General features: G+C 45.3%; 18 protein-coding genes. 7 read left to right on the top strand and 11 right to left on the bottom strand.

Annotated elements, in window-relative coordinates; translation table 11 throughout:
• Positions 1 to 208: 208 nt before the first annotated feature.
• The 4 genes from AACT52_RS11315 to AACT52_RS11300 all read right to left on the bottom strand — a co-directional run bounded on the left by AACT52_RS11315 (position 209) and on the right by AACT52_RS11300 (position 3974).
• Complete coding sequence (locus AACT52_RS11315) at positions 209 to 883, bottom strand: response regulator transcription factor (protein ID WP_083630259.1); 675 nt, start codon at positions 881 to 883, stop codon at positions 209 to 211.
• A 149-nt stretch (positions 884 to 1032) separates the two neighbouring features.
• Complete coding sequence (locus AACT52_RS11310) at positions 1033 to 2115, bottom strand: histidine kinase dimerization/phospho-acceptor domain-containing protein (protein WP_073630895.1); 1083 nt, start codon at positions 2113 to 2115, stop codon at positions 1033 to 1035.
• A gap of 439 nt (positions 2116 to 2554) precedes the next feature.
• The gene (locus AACT52_RS11305) at positions 2555 to 3439 is read right to left on the bottom strand and encodes a GNAT family N-acetyltransferase (RefSeq protein ID WP_073631021.1); all 885 of its coding nucleotides are present in this window, start codon (positions 3437 to 3439) and stop codon (positions 2555 to 2557) included.
• Between the two features lie 19 nt (positions 3440 to 3458).
• Positions 3459 to 3974 (bottom strand): DM13 domain-containing protein, encoded by a 516-nt coding sequence (locus AACT52_RS11300; RefSeq protein ID WP_073631019.1) that lies wholly within the window; start codon positions 3972 to 3974, stop codon positions 3459 to 3461.
• Between the two features lie 557 nt (positions 3975 to 4531).
• Between AACT52_RS11300 and AACT52_RS11295 the strand changes: the two genes are divergently transcribed.
• The gene (locus AACT52_RS11295) at positions 4532 to 5578 is read left to right on the top strand and encodes a DMT family transporter (protein ID WP_073630893.1); all 1047 of its coding nucleotides are present in this window, start codon (positions 4532 to 4534) and stop codon (positions 5576 to 5578) included.
• Between the two features lie 148 nt (positions 5579 to 5726).
• Here the strand turns inward: AACT52_RS11295 and AACT52_RS11290 are convergent, their stop codons facing one another.
• Positions 5727 to 7175, bottom strand: coding sequence for a cryptochrome/photolyase family protein (locus tag AACT52_RS11290; protein ID WP_073630891.1), 1449 nt, complete (start codon positions 7173 to 7175; stop codon positions 5727 to 5729).
• Between the two features lie 275 nt (positions 7176 to 7450).
• Here AACT52_RS11290 and cysK point away from each other — a divergent pair, with 275 nt between their 5' ends.
• Positions 7451 to 8395, top strand: coding sequence for a cysteine synthase A (gene cysK, locus AACT52_RS11285; RefSeq protein WP_073630889.1), 945 nt, complete (start codon positions 7451 to 7453; stop codon positions 8393 to 8395).
• A 5-nt stretch (positions 8396 to 8400) separates the two neighbouring features.
• On the opposite strand, the gene AACT52_RS11280 is transcribed toward cysK, so the two are convergent.
• Together AACT52_RS11280 and AACT52_RS11275 are read right to left on the bottom strand one after the other, a co-directional pair.
• Positions 8401 to 9591: a pyridoxal phosphate-dependent aminotransferase gene (locus tag AACT52_RS11280; protein WP_073630887.1), complete on the bottom strand. Its 1191-nt coding sequence runs from the start codon at positions 9589 to 9591 to the stop codon at positions 8401 to 8403.
• A gap of 318 nt (positions 9592 to 9909) precedes the next feature.
• Complete coding sequence (locus AACT52_RS11275) at positions 9910 to 10929, bottom strand: DNA-methyltransferase (RefSeq protein ID WP_073630885.1); 1020 nt, start codon at positions 10927 to 10929, stop codon at positions 9910 to 9912.
• Positions 10930 to 11013: 84 nt separating this feature from the next.
• Here AACT52_RS11275 and AACT52_RS11270 point away from each other — a divergent pair, with 84 nt between their 5' ends.
• Positions 11014 to 11226 carry a helix-turn-helix domain-containing protein gene (locus AACT52_RS11270; protein ID WP_073630883.1) on the top strand — a complete coding sequence of 71 codons (213 nt, stop codon included), beginning with the start codon at positions 11014 to 11016 and terminating at the stop codon, positions 11224 to 11226.
• On the top strand, positions 11220 to 11735 hold the full coding sequence (locus AACT52_RS11265) for a restriction endonuclease (RefSeq protein ID WP_073630881.1): 516 nt from the start codon (positions 11220 to 11222) through the stop codon (positions 11733 to 11735). Before AACT52_RS11270 ends, AACT52_RS11265 begins: the two co-directional genes overlap by 7 nt.
• Before the next feature lie 38 nt (positions 11736 to 11773).
• On the opposite strand, the gene AACT52_RS11260 is transcribed toward AACT52_RS11265, so the two are convergent.
• Together AACT52_RS11260 and AACT52_RS11255 are read right to left on the bottom strand one after the other, a co-directional pair.
• Positions 11774 to 12289 carry a hypothetical protein gene (locus tag AACT52_RS11260; protein WP_073630879.1) on the bottom strand — a complete coding sequence of 172 codons (516 nt, stop codon included), beginning with the start codon at positions 12287 to 12289 and terminating at the stop codon, positions 11774 to 11776.
• Positions 12276 to 13379 carry an XRE family transcriptional regulator gene (locus AACT52_RS11255; protein ID WP_073630877.1) on the bottom strand — a complete coding sequence of 368 codons (1104 nt, stop codon included), beginning with the start codon at positions 13377 to 13379 and terminating at the stop codon, positions 12276 to 12278. Before AACT52_RS11255 ends, AACT52_RS11260 begins: the two co-directional genes overlap by 14 nt.
• 151 nt (positions 13380 to 13530) lie before the next feature.
• On the opposite strand from AACT52_RS11255, the gene AACT52_RS11250 reads away from it, so the two are divergent.
• The 3 genes from AACT52_RS11250 (at position 13531) to AACT52_RS11240 (ending at position 16278) form a co-directional block, all read left to right on the top strand.
• On the top strand, positions 13531 to 13698 hold the full coding sequence (locus AACT52_RS11250; protein ID WP_198940905.1) for a hypothetical protein: 168 nt from the start codon (positions 13531 to 13533) through the stop codon (positions 13696 to 13698).
• Between the two features lie 161 nt (positions 13699 to 13859).
• The gene (locus tag AACT52_RS11245) at positions 13860 to 15443 is read left to right on the top strand and encodes a hypothetical protein (protein WP_198940904.1); all 1584 of its coding nucleotides are present in this window, start codon (positions 13860 to 13862) and stop codon (positions 15441 to 15443) included.
• On the top strand, positions 15436 to 16278 hold the full coding sequence (locus AACT52_RS11240) for a hypothetical protein (protein ID WP_073630875.1): 843 nt from the start codon (positions 15436 to 15438) through the stop codon (positions 16276 to 16278). The genes AACT52_RS11245 and AACT52_RS11240 overlap by 8 nt, the downstream gene beginning before the upstream one ends.
• Positions 16279 to 16359: 81 nt before the next feature.
• On the opposite strand, the gene AACT52_RS11235 is transcribed toward AACT52_RS11240, so the two are convergent.
• Both AACT52_RS11235 and AACT52_RS11230 read right to left on the bottom strand, forming a co-directional pair.
• Positions 16360 to 16644: a hypothetical protein gene (locus AACT52_RS11235; RefSeq protein ID WP_073630873.1), complete on the bottom strand. Its 285-nt coding sequence runs from the start codon at positions 16642 to 16644 to the stop codon at positions 16360 to 16362.
• Between the two features lie 31 nt (positions 16645 to 16675).
• Entirely contained in the window at positions 16676 to 18061 is a 1386-nt protein-coding gene (locus tag AACT52_RS11230) for an oligosaccharide flippase family protein (protein ID WP_073630871.1), read from the bottom strand.
• Positions 18062 to 18093 lie beyond the last annotated feature (32 nt).

The following is an 18093-nucleotide window of genomic DNA, read 5'->3' as shown; positions in this document are numbered from 1 at the left end:
TATTCTGTTTGCTGCGTACGTAATTAAAACTTAATTTTTACCAAGGGGACTGCTGCCTGGGGACTGGGGACTGGCGACAGTTATCAGTTATCAGTTACCAGTTACCAGTTTTCAGTTATCAAGTACCATGCTGGTACTGTTGACTGTTGACTGTTGACTGTTGACTGTTGACTATCCCTAATCCCTAATCCCCAATCCCTAATCCCCTTTACTCGCGCAACACATAACCAACGCCTCGTACGGTTTGAATCAACCGCTTTTCGTTGTTTTCTTCCAGCTTCAAGCGCAGGTAGCGGATATAAACCTCGATAATGTTAGAATCTCCTATAAAGTCATAGCCCCAAACGTGTTCTAAAATCTGGTCGCGGGCGTAGACTTGGCGGGGATGACTCAGTAGGTACTCTAGCAAGTCAAACTCCTTAACCGTGAGTTCGATAGCCCGTTGCCCACGGAATACTTCACGCGTACGGCGATTCAGACTCAAGTCTGCAAACTGCAACACATCTTGGTCATCTTCCTGTTGGCGGCGCAGGTGGGCGCGGACTCTGGCAAGCAGTTCCTCAATACTGAAGGGTTTAACCACGTAGTCATCTGCCCCAGCATTCAACCCAGCAACGCGATCTTGCACCTCATCCCGCGCTGTTAACATAATCACAGGTACTTTGTTTCCGGTTGTTCGCAGACGGCGACAAACTTCTACGCCAGTCAGTCCAGGCAACATCCAGTCTAGAATGACCAAATCTGGTGAAGATTCCCGCGCCAGGGTTAGTCCCGCCATGCCATCATGCGCTACGGTGATACGATATCCCTCACTATTCAGTTCCAGCTCAATGAACCGAGCTAGTTTGATTTCATCTTCAATTAACAGAATATGTGTGGTTATCATAACGACCTGACTATTTTGAGACCGAAGTTCTTCTAGGGAACTTCCGGATGAGCAAGGGGAAGAGATAGGACAAACAGCCTGATACAAAGTTGCATTCGTTTAGAGAAACTAACACGCTGAACTCACATACCCCCATGAAGTGAAAATTAAGGACGACGGGAATTTTTGAACCAACTTTTCCTTGCTTTTAGTTTAAACCAAAGCAAGCGCGTCTCCCGCTCCTGTGCGTCTTTCTGCTTTGACTGCAACTTGGTCTCAGTATCATCTGCGCGTACCTGGTTAAGCAGGTCTTGTAAAATTTCAATGATGCGTTCCGTTTCTGCAGTCGCCGTTTCCAGGGCTTCGCGCTGGGGAATGGTCAGGTTAGTCCCTCGGCGTAACAGGCTTTGGAGATAGCCGTAGACTATGCTCAGGGGAGTGCGTAGATCGTGGGAAACTTGGTTTGTAAACTGCCGTTGTCGAACTCTTGTTGCAAACAAGCTAGTAGATAGTTGATGGCAGGATATGACCAGTTGTTGAACTTCGCGGGGGAGTCGTTGCAGATTTACTGGGACTGGTTGAGTGGTATCGTTGAGGGTTATCCACTTGTTAATTTGCAACAGTGGTAGAAGCGATCGCCTTACAATAACTGCAATCGTAAACGTAAGCAGGGGAAAAAACAGGATGAGGGCGATCGCTAAATTCCTGGTTGCGGCTTGGGAGCGAGATAGCATCTCGGTTATGTCAGCAGCGACATATAGCATAGCTGTTGGTTGGTTCACCATCGGCAGTGCTGTAGCCTTAACTATCAGTTGTTGTCCAGCAACTTTGTAGCGCCTCTTTTGAATAGATGAAGCTTGCAGGGACATCAGCACTGCCTTTTCACTAGCAGGCATTGAACTCAAATTTGGGGATACCAGTACTTCACTGTTTGTCTGCTTCACCCACAGCCACATGGGTAGTGATGACCAATTATCTAGAGTTACTTGTAGCTCATGTTGCCAAGGGATACTCTTACTCTTGGGTACCATCATATTGGTCACTTGAGTTGCTACCAATGAGAGCGTTTGTTGATGATTTTCAATGACCATGCGCTCCATTGTCCAGCTTGTGCAAATGACAACGACCCATATTCCCAGGGCAAAAACACCCATCATCCCCAAAGTTAAACGGAGTACTAAAGAGGACGGAACAAGCCACTCCGACTTAATTTTGATTATCTTGTGTAAAAAGATGCTAATAGCAGTCATGAGAAAAAACGTTTGTCATTTGCACTCGCGTTTGTTGAACCAAAGGTTGGGGAGATGAAAGAGCGTTAACCATTACTCCCCATCTGTTCCTCTACTAGCACCTAACGAGCGGTAACGCTATTTTACGTTTTGAGGCGGGGTTAATGCTGCTATTAATACAGGGCGGATGGTAAAAAGGCTCCTGCCGGTTCGTTATACAGACCGAGACTCATCAACGTTTCGGGCTGGATGACACGCAGACCATGGTTCAAACACCAGCGGAACAGGTCGCCGTTGCGCATCGGAACATAGAAGCCCCCCCCGCCGAACGCCCTTGCCGCCCCGATAAGCGCCTTTAAATCCTCATTGTTCTCACCAACAGCGTGACCGAAGAAGCCAATTTCGCTACCTAACGAGCGGTAACGCTATTTTACGTTTTGAGGCGGGGTTAATGCTGCTATTAATACAGGGCGGATGGTAAAAAGGCTCCTGCCGGTTCGTTATACAGACCGAGACTCATCAACGTTTCGGGCTGGATGACACGCAGACCATGGTTCAAACACCAGCGGAACAGGTCGCCGTTGCGCATCGGAACATAGAAGCCCCCCCCGCCGAACGCCCTTGCCGCCCCGATAAGCGCCTTTAAATCCTCATTGTTCTCACCAACAGCGTGACCGAAGAAGCCAATTTCGCTGGCGTAGCCCGATACGCGTCCATCACACTCGACAAGCGTTGCCGTGCCCCGCCCGACAGCTCCCTTTAGTTCGCCCGCCCGGTCATGACCATGAATGTGATAACAGAGTTGATTACACGCAGCAAGGTCGGACTCAGTCGCCGGACGAACGGTGCGACCGGGTATCGTCAAACCGAGCGGCTGTCCTTGAAGGTTCGCCAGTGGCTCGCGCACATCGAAGCCGAGTTTGGTATACAGGGAAAGCGAGCGGCTGTTATATGCGGCTTGAACGAGTCGCACACCGGCGAACCGTTTTTCGCGCGCCCGCTGTAAAACATGTTCCATCAGGCGGCGACCAACCGACCCGTTTTGCGCGGCGGGGTCTACCGTAGTCGGACCGATACCGGCGATAGTGTCGCCTTCCCACAAACAGTTGCTGCCGATGACGCGCCCGTCCTCAGCCTCAGCCACGACCAAATAAGCTGTCGGGTCTGCTAAAATTTCGGTCAACATTTCCGCCCCGAACTCCGCAGAAGGAAAGTCGGGTAGGAAGCCGTGCTGTTCCGCGATCACACGGATTGCTTGATATACAATGGTGCCACACTTTAGTGCGTCGTCGGGCCGTCCCGCACGCAGCATCACGGAAGATGTTTGTTCAAATACTTTGTCCATGATGAAAAATAAATCAGATCTAACGAGCGCTAACGCCACTGCTAGCTTGCAGTGGTGCGTAGCCAAAGGTGGCATTTGCCATGCGACACCAGATGACCACAGATTTGAAGTTTGCTACATTAACAACATCGGGAATGGGGTAGCGTTGAGTTCCGTTGTACTTTTGTAAGCGCCCCACATTTACGAAACTACCCTGGTTTTTATATGCTTGTGGTGGTTTGCCAGTGGTATCTAGAAGAACGTGCAGATCCGGTCCTTGGTCGCTGGTACTGAAGGCACCATCTAGTTCCAAGTAGCGATGTCCGTTTTCGGTGACGATGCGAGCTGAACCTGTCGTTGGCTTTTCTCCAGCCAGAAATTTGCCAGATGCTACAGCCATAGACTTACCTTGCGCCACAAGGATATTATGGTTGCTAGCACTTGGGGTGTGGCTGAGGCTCCGGGACGCTGTTATTTGAGCTGCTTGTCCTAACACAGGTACAGTGCTAATGATTAACGAAGTCGCGCCTAGTAATACCAATTGATTCAGTTTCATTTTTGTTAGCTCCATTCAATTTGTCGGCTCAATTTCATCTTGCTTCAATCATCCTGGCAGAAGATGATTTTTTCCTGAGAAATAGGTGAATAAAACTGAAGTGAGGCTAAGAGTTTACTTAGAAAGGGTTCGATTTGAGTTCAACTCAGAAAATGAATTTTATCTGAGAAATTGCTAAAAAAAACTCACCAAAAACTCTATAACTTATCAGATAATCTATAGCCGTTGCTCATTTGTGCTGCTTGAACCCACGTCACAATAACAGTGTTCTGTAATTTAGATTCTGTGGAAGCTCAGCATTGATGTTATCTGATTAGGGGTGCAAGCAGTACTATCTTAGTAAAACATTTCATTAATACGAGCGCCAATTCTCTATAGAAAGACTTTGCGTTCCTCCGCGCTTACTCTGCGCTCCTCTGCGTTTCAAAACGCTATGGTTTTACGCAAAGTTGTACTTACCGCACCCTCAAATCCCTAATAATAACCAAATTCTGGTGTTAGAACACAGCACAATTCTGTCGCAGGAAAAAGCCAACACGGGTTGTATATAAAGTTTTATGAAAACAAGAAAAAGAAATATTTTCAGCCGAGTTTCCAGTTCCTTCTACCTGTGGACAGCTATCCTCATCTTTGCAGCTGCCAATGCCGTAACCCGCAAAATTACAGAAATTGGATCACAGCACCTCGTCGATGGCAGAAATCCCATTTCACTGTGCAATGTTTTATTTGTCGGCAACCTCTGTGCTTTAGCGATGATGTTGTTAATTTTTGGCAGAGAATTGAACCAACGCACCTTAAGACAGTTAACCCGTGGAGATTGGATCAGCTTGGGAGTCATAGCTATCCTTTCCGGTGCCCTTGGTCCTGGGCTAATTTTTGGTGCCCTAGACAACACCACCGTGACCAATGTAGTGCTGATTGGTCGGCTGGAACCACCGCTCACCTTAGCTTTGAGCATCTGGCTTCTGGGAGTTAGGGTCAATACTTGGACGATCGCGGGTGCGATCGTGTCTTTTGCTGGTGTTGCTATCACCTCATTTCTGCCTAGCTCTAATCAAGCTGTAGCGCTGATGGGGGGTTTATTCCACCTTGGCAACGGGGAGTTAATGGCAGCCGCTGGCGCTGTGGTTTTGGCTGTTGCTACGGTCATTAGTAAGTTACGATTGCAGCATATCCCCCTAGGCTTTTTTAATATCTTTCGCACGGCTTTAGGAACGGTTGTCTTCTTCTTCCTCGCTCAGTTGCTTTACGGAACACAACACTTTCACGATGCGTTCTCGCCGTATCTTTGGCAATGGATGCTCCTTTACGGAGCTGTGATTGTCGTTACAGGGCAATTGTGCTGGTTTGCAGGTTTGCGCGGCTCAACTTCCGCTCAAATCAGTCTGGCTAACTCCTTTAATCCCATTGCTGCAATTGTGATGGCGTATCTGATTCTAGGGGAAGTACCCACAGCTGCTCAATATATGGGCGGCAGTATTATTTTGATTGGTATTGTCCTAAGTTTAATTGGAAATCTCCGCTCTGGTAGAGCAATGCAAATCTCTGCTCAAATCAGTCCTGCCAAACAGATGGGTTCTGCAAGCGGTTTTATGGGAATCTGAAACGCAATACTGTAGGTTGGGTTTCACAAAAGTTCAACCCAACGCCATCCTGAGTTTTGTTGCTTAACTCAGCCTTCTCAATTTCGAGAATTTCACGCTGGCAAGGAAGTAATATTTATTCACCTCATCAATCGCCAACGTTTAATTTTCACCGCAGCGCCCCTAATCCATCTTTCTGCCGTTGATAACGCTCTTTAAACTGTCGTTGCTGTATACTGTGATCCACAATGGGGTCAGGATACCCAACAGCATGACGTTCTAAGGGTGAAATTTTCCCCGTCACTAAATATTCCGTATCCATAGACCGCAATTCCGGAACCCATTGCCTAATGTACTCGCCCTCAAAGTCAAACTTTTGTGCTTGACTTGCAGGGTTGAAAATTCGCACGGGTTTGGGGTCCATACCGCTAGAAGCACTCCATTGCCAGCCGCCATTGTTGGCAGATAAATCACCGTCAATCAATCTCTGCATGAAGTATTTTTCTCCCTTTCTGGGATCAATCAGCAAGTCTTTGGTTAGAAAATTGGCGACAATCATCCGACAGCGGTTGTGCATCCAGCCAAGTTCATTCATCTGGTGCATTGCTGCATCAACAATTGGGTAGCCAGTTTTCCCCTCGCACCAAGCTTGGAAATGTTCTTCGTTATTATCATAAGGAAAGTTTTTGAAATGGTCGCGGAAAGCACCCTCTGCTAGTTCTGGGAAGTGATACATCGCGTGTTGATAAAACTCCCGCCACGCCAGTTCCTGTTGCCATGCACGAATGCTGGTTTCTGTTTCCTCACTGCGGCTCATTTCTAGGGCTTCCAAAGTTGCTTGCCAAACGGTGCGAACACCAATCACGCCAAATTTTAAAGCAGCACTCAATCTGGATGTACCGTCAATTGCTGGGAAATTTCGCTGTTCTTTGTATTCATTAATTGCACTGGCACAAAATTCCTCTAACCGTTCTTGCGCCGCCGCCTCACCTGGCGCAATGACTAATTCTCCATCCCAATGGAAACCTAAATCTTTGGCTGAGGGTAATTCTATTGCCCCAGAAGCTTTTGCAATTTCTTTTTCGGCTTGTGTCAATCCTTCGGCATTTTCCAGAGTTTCTACTAGGTTAGCCTTCGGTTTACCAATCCAATTCTTCCAAAAGGGGGTGTAGACGGTGTAGGGCTGATTGGAACCAGTACGAATATCCTCTGGTGAGTGTAAGAGCTGATCCCAGTTCTTCTCAAGAAACTGGATACCTTTTTCTTGTAGCGCTTCCATAACAGCGCGATCGCGTTCTTGAGAATACGGTTCCACATCCCAATTCCAAAATACAGCTCTTGCGCCCAGACTCGCTGCCAGTTCTGGAATGGCTGTAGTAGGATTGGCATGGAGAATTAACAACTGGCTACCTGCTTGAGCATATCGCTGTTGTAGTGACTGTAAACTACCAATCATATAAGTCACTCTGACCGGAGCAACATCATCCCGTTCTAGAATATTCGGATCAAGGCAAAACACGCCCACGACCTTTGGACTCTGCTTTCTTGCAGTAGCGAGTCCTGTGTTATCAGAAATGCGTAAATCGCGGCGATGCCAAAACAGAATTAAATCAGACATTCCATCCTTTGGATAGTTCTCTTGTACTAGCTTAGAGTTAACAAAAGTCAAAAGTCAAAACAGAAGCAAAATTTATCACCTTTTAACTTTTGTGTGCGTCTTTCTTTCGGCGTCTTTTTCGGGCACGTTATTTTTCAATTGTCAATTTTTTCGCAAGAAAGTATATAGACTTACTTGATTGAGAGTCAATTTAATGTATGTTAATGTACGCTTATTCGATAGGCATAGCGTATATTAAAGCAGTATTGCACAGCCAACCCCAGGAGAGAACAAAGATGCGAATAGCTCGTGATATCACCGATTTGATTGGTCGGACGCCTCTAGTTCAGCTTAATCGTATTCCTCAATCTGACGGCTGTGTTGCCCAGATTTTGGTCAAACTAGAGGGGCTAAATCCATCAGCTTCAGTCAAAGACCGAATTGGTATCAGCATGATTGAAGCTGCTGAGCAAGCAGGATTAATTCGCCCGAGAAAGTCAGTTTTAGTAGAACCCACTTCTGGCAACACGGGCATTGCTCTGGCGATGGTTGCGGCAGCCAAAGGGTACCGTTTAATCTTAACAATGCCAGATACAATGAGTACGGAACGGCAGTTAATGCTGATGGGGTATGGGGCAGAGGTGGAGTTGACACCAGGAGTTGAAGGTATGTCTGGGTCTATTGCTCGTGCTAAAGAAATTGTTGCTACCACACCAGATACCTATATGCTTCAGCAGTTTCGTAACTGTGCCAATCCCAAAAGCCATCGAGAAACAACAGCTGCTGAAATTTGGGAAGACACCGATGGGCAAGTTGATATCTTAGTTGCTGGCGTTGGTACAGGAGGTACAATTACTGGAGTCGCTGAAGCAATTAAGTCCCGCAAAAGCGAATTTCAGGCGATCGCAGTTGAGCCAGCTAACAGTGCCGTACTCACAGGTGGTAAACCAGGAGAACACAAAATTCAAGGCATTGGAGCTGGGTTTGTTCCTCCCGTGTTGCGTATAGAACTCGTTGATGAAGTCCTTCGGGTGACTGATGAACAGGCGATTGAATACAGCCGCAGATTGGCACGAGAAGAGGGAATTCTCTCAGGTATATCGACTGGTGCTGCTTTGTGGGCTGCGGTTCAAGTTGCTAAGCGTCCGGAGAATGCAGGACGTTTAATCGTGATGGTGCAGCCCAGTTATGGTGAGCGATATTTGAGTACGCCCTTGTTCAAAAACTTAGAGCAAAGTTAAAGAGTTTAGGTTGCTCTTTGTAGGATGGATTGCAATTTTAGTAGGCGATCGCCCGCCACCGCCAAAGTTTCTGGCTTCTTACTAAAACAGAATCGAATAAATTTGCTAGCTTTCTCTGGTTGAGAGAAAAAGCTGGAACCGGGAACCGCTGCAACTCCAATCTCTTTAATAAGATAGAGGACGAAATCTACATCCGTCTTGTAGCCAAAGCGAGAGATGTCAGCGAGTACGTAGTAGGCTCCCTTGGGAATAGAATATGGAATCCCGACTTTATCTAAAATCTCAAGCAGACTGTCTCGCTTCTCCTGATACAGTATTGCCAGTTCCTTGTAGTAACTCTCTGGTAGTTGCATCGCCGCCACTCCTGCTCGTTGCAAAGGTGCGGGTGCGCCTACGGTAAGAAAATCATGAACTCTACGAATTGCGCCAGTTAATTCTGGATTTGCCAAGATGTAGCCAACTCGCCATCCAGTCACACTGTAGGTTTTGGAAAGACTATTGATAGTCACAGTGCGTTCCTCCATACCTGGGAGGGTTGCCATTGCGATGTGCTCAGTTCCATCGTACAGAATATGTTCGTAGATTTCGTCTGTAAAAACTAGCACATCCCACTTTTGGCAAAGTTCGGCAATTAAGGTTAATTCTTCACGGCTGAACACCTTCCCGGTTGGGTTGTGGGGAGTATTAATAATGATGGCTTTGGTGTTGTTATTGAATGCTTGGCGTAGTTCGGCTTCATCAAAAGTCCAATCGGGTGGATGTAGCGATACATAACGCGGAGTTGCACTCGCTATCACCGCATCGGGACCATAGTTTTCGTAATACGGCTCAAACACAATAACTTCATCACCTGGATCTACCGTAGCAAGCATTGTTGCTGCCATTGCTTCGGTGGAACCACAAGTTACAGTAATGTGCCGTTCGGGGTCAATTTCTAAGCCCAGATACCAACGGACTTTTTCAGCAAGAGCGTGACGAAAAGCGCGATCGCCCCAAGTAATGCCATACTGGTTAACATCACCTGCGATCGCTTCATAAGCAGCCTGTTTCAACTCTGGGGGACAGGGAAAATCGGGAAACCCTTGCGCCAAATTTACGGCATTGTGTTGCAATGCCACTCTAGTCATTTCACGAATGACCGACTCTGTAAACTGACTTGCCTTGGACGAAATTTTTTGCTTGTGCCCCTGAGTCACCCCATACCTCCATTAATGTTAAAGTCAACTTCTAACTCAATGTTTGAAGAATTTGCAAATTTTACGGTAAATCGATACAAATAATGTATAATATAATAACAAAAAGCGTGTCATAATTTTTCTAATTATATATACTACCATTTACGCCACAGGCAGTTATTGAGCATTAGAATTCTTACAAGAATCTGCTTTCAGGGTATTTGCAATCACAGACACACACGAGAGAAACGCTACTTATTCATCGGTGTCCATCTGTGTGCATCTGTGGTTTCATTTTCATACAATTGACGAGTGCAACAAACAAGTTTCTAATTCTAATCACAATGAGAGTGAATCAAAACTGAGAACAGTTTGCTTGTGATAAGTGTTCAAATCGACCGATTCTCCGGCAAGGATGAGATTATAAATTTCCTGCATCTCCAAAGTCGTATTTTCTTTGGTTAAAAATCTGAACGCAGAAGCAGCCAGATATTCTGGCTGTTCTTCAAAAGCCAACCACAGACGATTTTCAGCTTCTGCCACCTGACCAGTAGTGTTAGAACCAGCAAAAATGTCCACTACCAAATCACCTGGATCTGTCAGAAAACGGATAAAGAATTCAGGTAGTTTGGCAGGAAACCTGGCAGGGTGCTGCTTAACCGAAACCGCCTTACAACCGTCCAAGTATTGACCGTTGGATTCGGTATTAGAAATTTGTAACAGGTTAGATGGAATAGCTCCACCGTTATCCTTGGCAAAGGCTTTACCAATGTCATGACCAGAAGGTCGTACTTTTGGTTTGTAAAACTTGTCTGGATCTTCCAGCAATTTCTTCATGCGATCGCTGTACGGTGTCAGGACTTTTGTTACATCAGCCTTGGGGTACTCTGTTTTACTAAACCACCAAACAGTATTCACCGAATCTTTAGCCCGTATTTTGCGTTTGTTGACCCACTCAATAGGGCTGGGCAGCTTGGACGGGTTGTACCAATAAAAATCTTCTGCCAGGAAAAAGCCAATGTCATCGCAAAAGCGTATTGGCACTCGATAGTTATATAGGCTGCGGACAGGAACCCCTTTTTCATAAGCTCCACCCAGATCCACAATAAAACTGCCATCGTCACGCAGCTTTTTGTAAACGAGTGTAGCAAACTCGGCAAGCCAGTTCACATACTCGTGCTGCTCTTTGTTGCCGTATTCTTTTTTACGCTGAAGGGCGAAGGGTGGACTGGTAACGACTAGGTTAACACTACTGTCTGGTAATTTTTGTAAGAGTTCACGGGAGTCACCACAGTAGGCAGCTCCTTTACTAGTGAAATAAGCAGGTTTTATGCCTTGTAAGCGCACAATTGGGTTCATCACAAATGATACTTATAGTCTGTAGACGTAAAGTCGTCAATAGAGCAATTTCGGTATATAACCGAAGAAAAAACAATTACTAAAATGAGGAAGTTATTTGCGGACTATCTACGGAAGGCACGGCAGGCTCATGGCATGTCACAGGAGAGGCTGGTAGAACTGGCTGGGCTGCGCGGCGCTTACATTAGCTTAGTGGATCGAGGTGAAAGGAACATATTGATAGATAATATTGAACGGATTGCTACAGCGTTAGATTTAAAATCAGTGGATTTGCTAGGGAGGAACAAGGAGTGCTAAAACCACATCCTGACCTAGAAACGCTGGAGATACTGTTTCCTGCCATACAGCAGTATCAAGAATTAGCATCGAAGCACGGTATTAACGACATTTTTCAGGATAATGGTGGCAAATTATTGCAGGTTCTGCTGATACTTGGTTTGACTGTCCTTCCGGGGCGAGAGGGGAACGACGCCATTGATCAGGATGGAAATGAATACGAATTAAAATCAATCAATATTGAACTCACGAAAGGGTTCTCAACCCACCACCATATGAACCCTATTATTCTTAACAAATATCGTAAGGTAGATTGGATTTTTGCCATTTACAAAAATATTGAAATACAAGCGATTTATCGTCTCAAACCAGCCATTTTAGAGCCGTTTTATACTTTGTGGGAAACCAAGTGGTACAACGATGGAGGGAAGGACATTAACAACCCAAAAATTCCCTTAAAGTATGTCGTCGAGAATGGCGAATTGCTATATGGCACTCCTCCTAGCATCTCTCCCAAAACGAAACCATGATAACATCTAAAGCACTTAGTTTAACCACATTTGATTTTTTAGCTCGTGCCATACTTCTGTAAACTTGTTATCCAATCTGTCAAAACTTTGGGAGAAATGTGTTTACCCCGCTCCTTGATTAATGAATCAGCCATTGCCGTCACCTCTATCACTGTTTTGTGTGCTGTCTCTACCATCTCAGTTAATAACCGCAGTGTTCGGGTGTAGGTAACACCGTATGCCTTGCAGATTTCAACAACTAGCCCATCATCACTAGCACAAATCAGCAATTGATGACGGGCAATGGCAATTGTAGATCGATCCGCGACACTCAAAAGGGGCGTTCTAACGCTAAATTCTAGAAAACTGGCAAACATCTCTTCTGTGGAAAGAGCCAGAGGTGTTAAGTATTGGTTAGCAGCTTGACGAGTTGGGGGTTCCAGTTGATCTGAATCTAGAAGTTCCTGGGCAATGTACAACGGGCTATAGTGCTGTTGTAGCCACCCCCACTCGTTCAGCCAGCGAAAATCAATGAGTGCCGTTGCGTCAAGAATTGTTCCCTTAAGCGACTGCATAAACCTCATTTTCTTGACGACGCACCCGCAGTTTTTCAACAGTTAAGTTGAGAAGTTCTGCTGCTTTCATCTCTGAAATCTTGCCCAATTTTAAGGACTGCCAAATTAGAAATTCATAACGTTCATTTTCTGGATAATCCTCATATGCTAGGGCTGGTGGTAATTCCATTGATTTTTGCAAAGTTGCACCATCATGTTGCTTTTTATAAATTCCACATATTTTGGCTTTCTCTTTAGCAAAATCAATTATTCCCATTTGCGCTAAACGATATAAGACGACTAGGTAACTCACCCGAAAATGACGTTTGAGTTTGACAATATCTTGGGTAAGTGCATACATCCGTTCAAATTCAGCTTGGGGAACTAGTAGATGACTAGCAAAGTAATCAGCTACTTTTTCTCGTGCTTTTTCTTCTTCTTTGGTTCCTTCTTCAATTAGAGTGTTTTGGTACTCTACGCGATGGAAGATAAGGTGTCCAATTTCATGTGCAAGGGTAAACAATTGACGTTCAATGGTGATATTATGGGTATTGACCAAAACAAAAGCACCTTCAATATCACTACAAGCACTAAGACCAAAGAAATCTTTAATGGGAATGGGCTGGCGTAAAACTTTTAAACCGATTTCTTCTACAGACTGAAACAGGTTGGCAATGGGAGCATCTCCCAAGCCAAGGCGATGACGAAACAAAGCAGCTATTGTCTGAATGTGCTTTTCATTACCTTCTACTTGATGGCAAGGTGTACTTTCTGGGGTGTAGCTTGGTAAGCCAACGGCTTGTTCTAGGGCGTTATAAGTTTGCAGCATTCGTAGCACTTGGGCTGCAAACTGGGCATTTTTGTCAAAGGAAACATGAGCGCGGAACCGGAAGTTGGGTAGTCCTTCACCTTGTGAGCGTAGCAAGTCATCGAGTGTTATGCCCAAAGCACTCGCCAGAGCAGAGAGGATTTTGCTGTCTGGTAAAGTTTTGGCGTTCTCGTAGTTATTGATGCTCTGGCGAGTTACCCGAGCTTGTTCTGCAAGTTGCTCTTGAGACAAGCCTAGACTTTTACGGTAGCGGATCAAGTTCGCAGCAATGATCTCTTTCATGGCTGATTCTTTCCTGCGTTAGCGTAGCGGCTCCTAACGGAGCATCGCTAGAGGTCTCAAAAAAATGTCAAACTTGTTGACCTAGTTTTTTCTAATTATACTAGAAAATGTCAAAGGTATTTTACATTCAACAGAAGGAGGTGATAAAGATATGGCAAAGAATACAGGCAAGGGTTATCGCCGTGGTGCTGTGGACAACCGCAGCCAAGCTTACAACCCTGTGACCGAACAATGGGTGAAGCGTGATGCTCAAACCGGACGCTTTATAGACGTGAAGCAAAACGGAGAACCTTTTAAAGGTGTTCGTAAAGAAGACTAATACCAAATTGCGTTCAATCTCCACAATTGAACGCAACTCGGTATAGGTTTTAGGTTTGGTTTATTGAAGGGGTGGTATTACACTCATAGCCCACTCCTTCAGTTTTCTTCATTATCTTAGTCTTCGGCTTGAAAATCCAGAGCATCACCATTTACAAAAAAATGGTCAGTAAATCTAACACAAAAGCAGAAAGCCAAAAGTCCAAGGCTCGCACTGCCGCTAGTTCAAAAAAAACAGTCATTGAACCCAAGATACAGGAAGCTAATAATGCTAAGTCCACTGCTAAGAGAGCTAGATCCAAACAGACCGACGATCCTGCTCTTAAGACACAAGCAACTAAAAAGGTGAAGAGTCCAAACGCAAAAGCCAGTTCAACGACAATCAAGCCAACTAAACAAGCAAACAGTAAGACAAAAGTACTGCCAACTAAAAGAGCTAAGGCTGCTGGTAAATCTAGCTCAACAACAAATAAACGCACTCAAAAAGTAGTCGAGCAGACTGACATAAAACCGACTGAACAGCCTACGTTTTCTGCTGGCAAAGCTAGCTCAACAGGATCTCAAAGTCTCAGTAAATCCAAGGTACAACCAATCCAAAAAGCTAAATTTTCCACTGCAAAGACTAGACAGAAGAAGAAAAAAAGTAGCTTTGAAAATAAATTTATTAGCGAACCGGAAGTTGATAGAAAGTCAGGACGGAAAGCTAACCTTGACCTAAAAGCTAGCACAGTTAAAGCTGCATTTAAGAAGTTTCAATCCCAGATTGTTGACTTAGAGCGGTCAACCACAGAGAAAGGACGTACAAGCCGTGACTACTTGTTTAAGCAAGTTAAAAAACTAGTCAAGAATCACTCGGATTTCCCACCACTGAAGGGTAACTATATTCCGTTTGGCTCATTTGCTAGAAAGACAAAGATTCGCCCCTTAGATGACATCGATATCTTGCTCCTGCTAAACGGAAGGGGAATTAATGTCGAGATTTCCTATCAACAGAAGGCATCCGGCTATGGAGTCAACATGACAGCAGTTTGTCGGGTAAAAATTACAGATGCTCGTTCTCCTCTTCAAGCATTCGCAGATAATAAGGGGTATGTCAACTCAATCAAGATTTTGAATCGGATTAAGCATCATCTTGCTTATGTAACCAATTATCTGAAAGCTGACAAAAATAGACGAATGCAGGCAGTGACTCTAAATCTCAAGTCCCATCCCTGGATCTTTGATATCGTACCAGCAATTCCTATCCACGATTATCGCGATAAGGTTACTCATTTCTTAATTCCAGATGGATATGGCAACTGGATTAGAACTAATCCAAAAATAGATGCTCAAAGCATTACATCAGTAAACACTCAGCATAAAGGCGAACTTTTGCCTGTTCTGCGATTACTGAAGTATTGGAACGAAAGGAAACATAAGCCTAGTCTATCGTCTTACTACTTTGAGACACTCGTAGTTAAGACTTTCCAGTATGCCCCTAGAATAACTAGCTATCCAGCAGCACTTGAATACTTCTTCCAGCATTGCAGTTCCTTCATAATCAGTAGCTGTCCCGATCCAAAGAGGCTTGGTGAAGCATTAGATGCAAACGTTAGCTGGGACACCAAGCAAAAAATTATCACAGCCCTTAGAAATGCTGCAAACCACGCAAGTCATGCAATAATAGCTGAATCTAAAAATGACCAGAAGACCGCTATTTATTGGTGGAAAAAAGTTTTCGGGTCGGAGTTTCCAGATTATGGCTAACAGTAGTAATCAGGTAAAGCACAATCCACGAGCGCTCTGTCAGGTGTACTTCACGTTAGCGAAGCGATGGGCACGGTTTTCCCTCGTCTGTAAACTGGCAGGGTTCCTAGTTGGTGTTCTAACAGTTCTGCTACCGTTAGTGCCAGCGTATGCTCCAGTGCTCGTGTTTATGCTGGCAATGATGGCGGATTGGCTGGCGTGGCGATCAGATACCCACAAGGGTATAGCGGAAGCTTGGCTACGGAAGTTAGACGGACGCGATTCTTTTGACTGGGCAATTTCAGGTGCCGAGCTTTCAGACTTGCTGATGCGGAGTCCGTCGAAGGTTGATAAGCTTGTGATTGCAAAAGCCTTATCTGAAGAGTATTTCGCTAGTAAAGAACCCCCCGGCACAACACGGGCGCTGGAAAATTTGCAGGAATCGGCTTGGTGGAGCAAGCATTTGTCAGAGCGAATGCGGAACTATTACCTTGCGCTTCCTTGCTTATTGGTCGCAAGTGCAGTGCTTGTTCTGCTCATTAGTGTTCAAGCCATTGACAACAAGCAGACTTTGTCAAGTCTTGGACGGATTGTGACATCCGTTCTGACCCTAGTTTTCTCATTAAATCTATTTCGATCAGTCTTGGGCTACCACAATTTCAGCCTCAAGGCAGGGCAGATTGAGAAGTCTACCGAGAATCTTCTCGCAAGCCAAGGTGTCCAAGAATCAGAAGCTATCAAGTTGATGAGCGAATATCAGCTCGCCCGTGCTTCTGCCCCACTTATCCCAACGTGGCTATGGAACAGGATGGAAGGCGAACTGAATGCAACTTGGAAGCAGTATCGTCGGCAATGAGTCGCGGAAACATGTAGCCCGCGAGGATCGGGGGTTCGGGGATCTTTAAGGATTAACATCACTAACAGCAACCGTATTGAGTTATAAGCAACTAGGATATGATTTCGGCTGACGCCACAAGCTCATATTCAATTCCTCGCAATAACATCCCCAGCCACGAGTTTCGATTTCATGATTGCATATCCAATTAAAGATTCGCCGCGCCCTGGCAAACGCCACATCTTGGGATGGATAAATACGGGGGCTAGGACAAAACACTTCTCCACTAATGTGGATTGCGGCAATTTGCCAGTAGTCGCTCCCCTCACCTTCAGGGATGACTTCTAAAAATCCGTCTTTGAAAGGCTCAATGACTCCTATATTCATTCAACATTGACTTTGACTTTATATACAGCCTTTAAGATTTCAAAATTTGAAAATAGCCAATGAGGCTGTTTCTCTCTTTCGTTGAAAGCAGTGGAAGCAGTAGTAACACAAAAGACAGGTAACGCACTGCTTCGTTAACTGTACTCAAAATTAGAACAGCAATTGATATGGTAAACCAACCAAGAGCTACTGTGTAATTTGGACTACCTATCTCTTTAGCTGTGTATATATGGATAACTATATAACTAGCTAATGCAGCTATCTCAGCCCAGCCATAGCCGATCATCCCCAAGTACGGTACCAGCAAAAAGGCACCTCCGGCAAAAAGCGCTATGTGTGCCGCATGAAACCAAGTCACCTCAAGATTTTTTCCACACAGATAGAGGACTGACGAATGCAGATTGAACATGGAATTGGCAAGATAGCCAATTGCAATCAACGGAAAGATTTGCAGCGCTGGAGTCCAATCTTTACCAAAAACGAGCGGCAATACCACAGGAGCTGCTATTGCAAACCCTGCGAGCGGTAAACCAACGGCTAGCGCTTGTAGACGCATTCCTTCCTCAACACTCTTGCGTAGGCGAGTTCTGTCATTTTCTAACTTAGCTAGCGCCGCCATAGCCAAACGCCAAGTGACAGCCTTAGCAAAGGCAAGCATTTCTACAAGGCGAATAGCTAAAGCCACAAAGCCAACAGCTTCAGCCCCAGCGAAACGTCCGACAATCACTGGATTGACTAGCGATCGCAACTGCCAAAGCCAACCCGCAAAGGATAAGCTCAGACCATACGCCACCATTTCCCGAATTAAACTAGGTTTCCAGCACAAGCGCGGGCGAAGACTGGTACTATAGACAGTCAATACAACCATAGTTATTTGCTGCAGCCACAAACCACCGACAGGTGCCCAAGCACCAGCTCCTCGATTTGCAAGGGGTAGCGCTACCACATAGTAACTAATTTGGCTGATTAACTCAATGAAGGCTACACGCTGAAAATTTAAGTCACGGTCTAGTTTAATTGTCAGGGGCAGATTTAACAGAGAAAGAGGTAATGTTAAACCCATGACTGCTATAAGCGGTGCTACTTCTGGAAGCTTAAGCATCTGGGCGATAATATGTTGCCCCAAGACAAGACTGAGTGTAAAGACACCGCTAATACATAGCAACAGGGTAAAGACTTGGTCATAATCCTGTTGGTCTGGGTTGGATGTTTTACGTAGTAAATAGACATCCAAGCCCCATATACCCAACCCGCCGAGGAAGCTGACAATGCCATAAGCGACTCCATAAAGTCCGTACTCGGTCGGTCCAATGACTCTAGTGATGAATAATACACCAATTAAGCTCAGTAAGATACCCAAAGCTTGACGTATGACCATCAAGGCTCCGCCCTTGATGACTTTACTACGCAATCCCACGGCTACTCCAAAAATGAATTAAGTTTTACATT

The sequence above is a fragment of the Scytonema sp. HK-05 genome (assembly GCF_963872035.1).
Classification (GTDB): domain Bacteria; phylum Cyanobacteriota; class Cyanobacteriia; order Cyanobacteriales; family Nostocaceae; genus Kalymmatonema.
Note: the sequence above shows the minus strand (reverse complement) of the source record. Positions and strands in the feature narration are given on the sequence as shown.

Excerpts from the sequence above, each read along its gene's own strand:
- AACT52_RS11310 (WP_073630895.1), bottom strand. The coding sequence starts at position 2,115 with ATGACTGCTATTAGCATCTTTTTACACAAGATAATCAAAATTAAGTCG.
- AACT52_RS11305 (WP_073631021.1), bottom strand. The coding sequence starts at position 3,439 with ATGGACAAAGTATTTGAACAAACATCTTCCGTGATGCTGCGTGCGGGA.
- AACT52_RS11300 (WP_073631019.1), bottom strand. The coding sequence starts at position 3,974 with ATGAAACTGAATCAATTGGTATTACTAGGCGCGACTTCGTTAATCATT.
- AACT52_RS11295 (WP_073630893.1), top strand. The coding sequence starts at position 4,532 with ATGAAAACAAGAAAAAGAAATATTTTCAGCCGAGTTTCCAGTTCCTTC.
- AACT52_RS11290 (WP_073630891.1), bottom strand. The coding sequence starts at position 7,175 with ATGTCTGATTTAATTCTGTTTTGGCATCGCCGCGATTTACGCATTTCT.
- cysK (WP_073630889.1), top strand. The coding sequence starts at position 7,451 with ATGCGAATAGCTCGTGATATCACCGATTTGATTGGTCGGACGCCTCTA.
- AACT52_RS11275 (WP_073630885.1), bottom strand. The coding sequence starts at position 10,929 with ATGAACCCAATTGTGCGCTTACAAGGCATAAAACCTGCTTATTTCACT.
- AACT52_RS11270 (WP_073630883.1), top strand. The coding sequence starts at position 11,014 with ATGAGGAAGTTATTTGCGGACTATCTACGGAAGGCACGGCAGGCTCAT.
- AACT52_RS11260 (WP_073630879.1), bottom strand. The coding sequence starts at position 12,289 with ATGCAGTCGCTTAAGGGAACAATTCTTGACGCAACGGCACTCATTGAT.
- AACT52_RS11255 (WP_073630877.1), bottom strand. The coding sequence starts at position 13,379 with ATGAAAGAGATCATTGCTGCGAACTTGATCCGCTACCGTAAAAGTCTA.
- AACT52_RS11250 (WP_198940905.1), top strand. The coding sequence starts at position 13,531 with ATGGCAAAGAATACAGGCAAGGGTTATCGCCGTGGTGCTGTGGACAAC.
- AACT52_RS11245 (WP_198940904.1), top strand. The coding sequence starts at position 13,860 with ATGGTCAGTAAATCTAACACAAAAGCAGAAAGCCAAAAGTCCAAGGCT.
- AACT52_RS11240 (WP_073630875.1), top strand. The coding sequence starts at position 15,436 with ATGGCTAACAGTAGTAATCAGGTAAAGCACAATCCACGAGCGCTCTGT.
- AACT52_RS11235 (WP_073630873.1), bottom strand. The coding sequence starts at position 16,644 with ATGAATATAGGAGTCATTGAGCCTTTCAAAGACGGATTTTTAGAAGTC.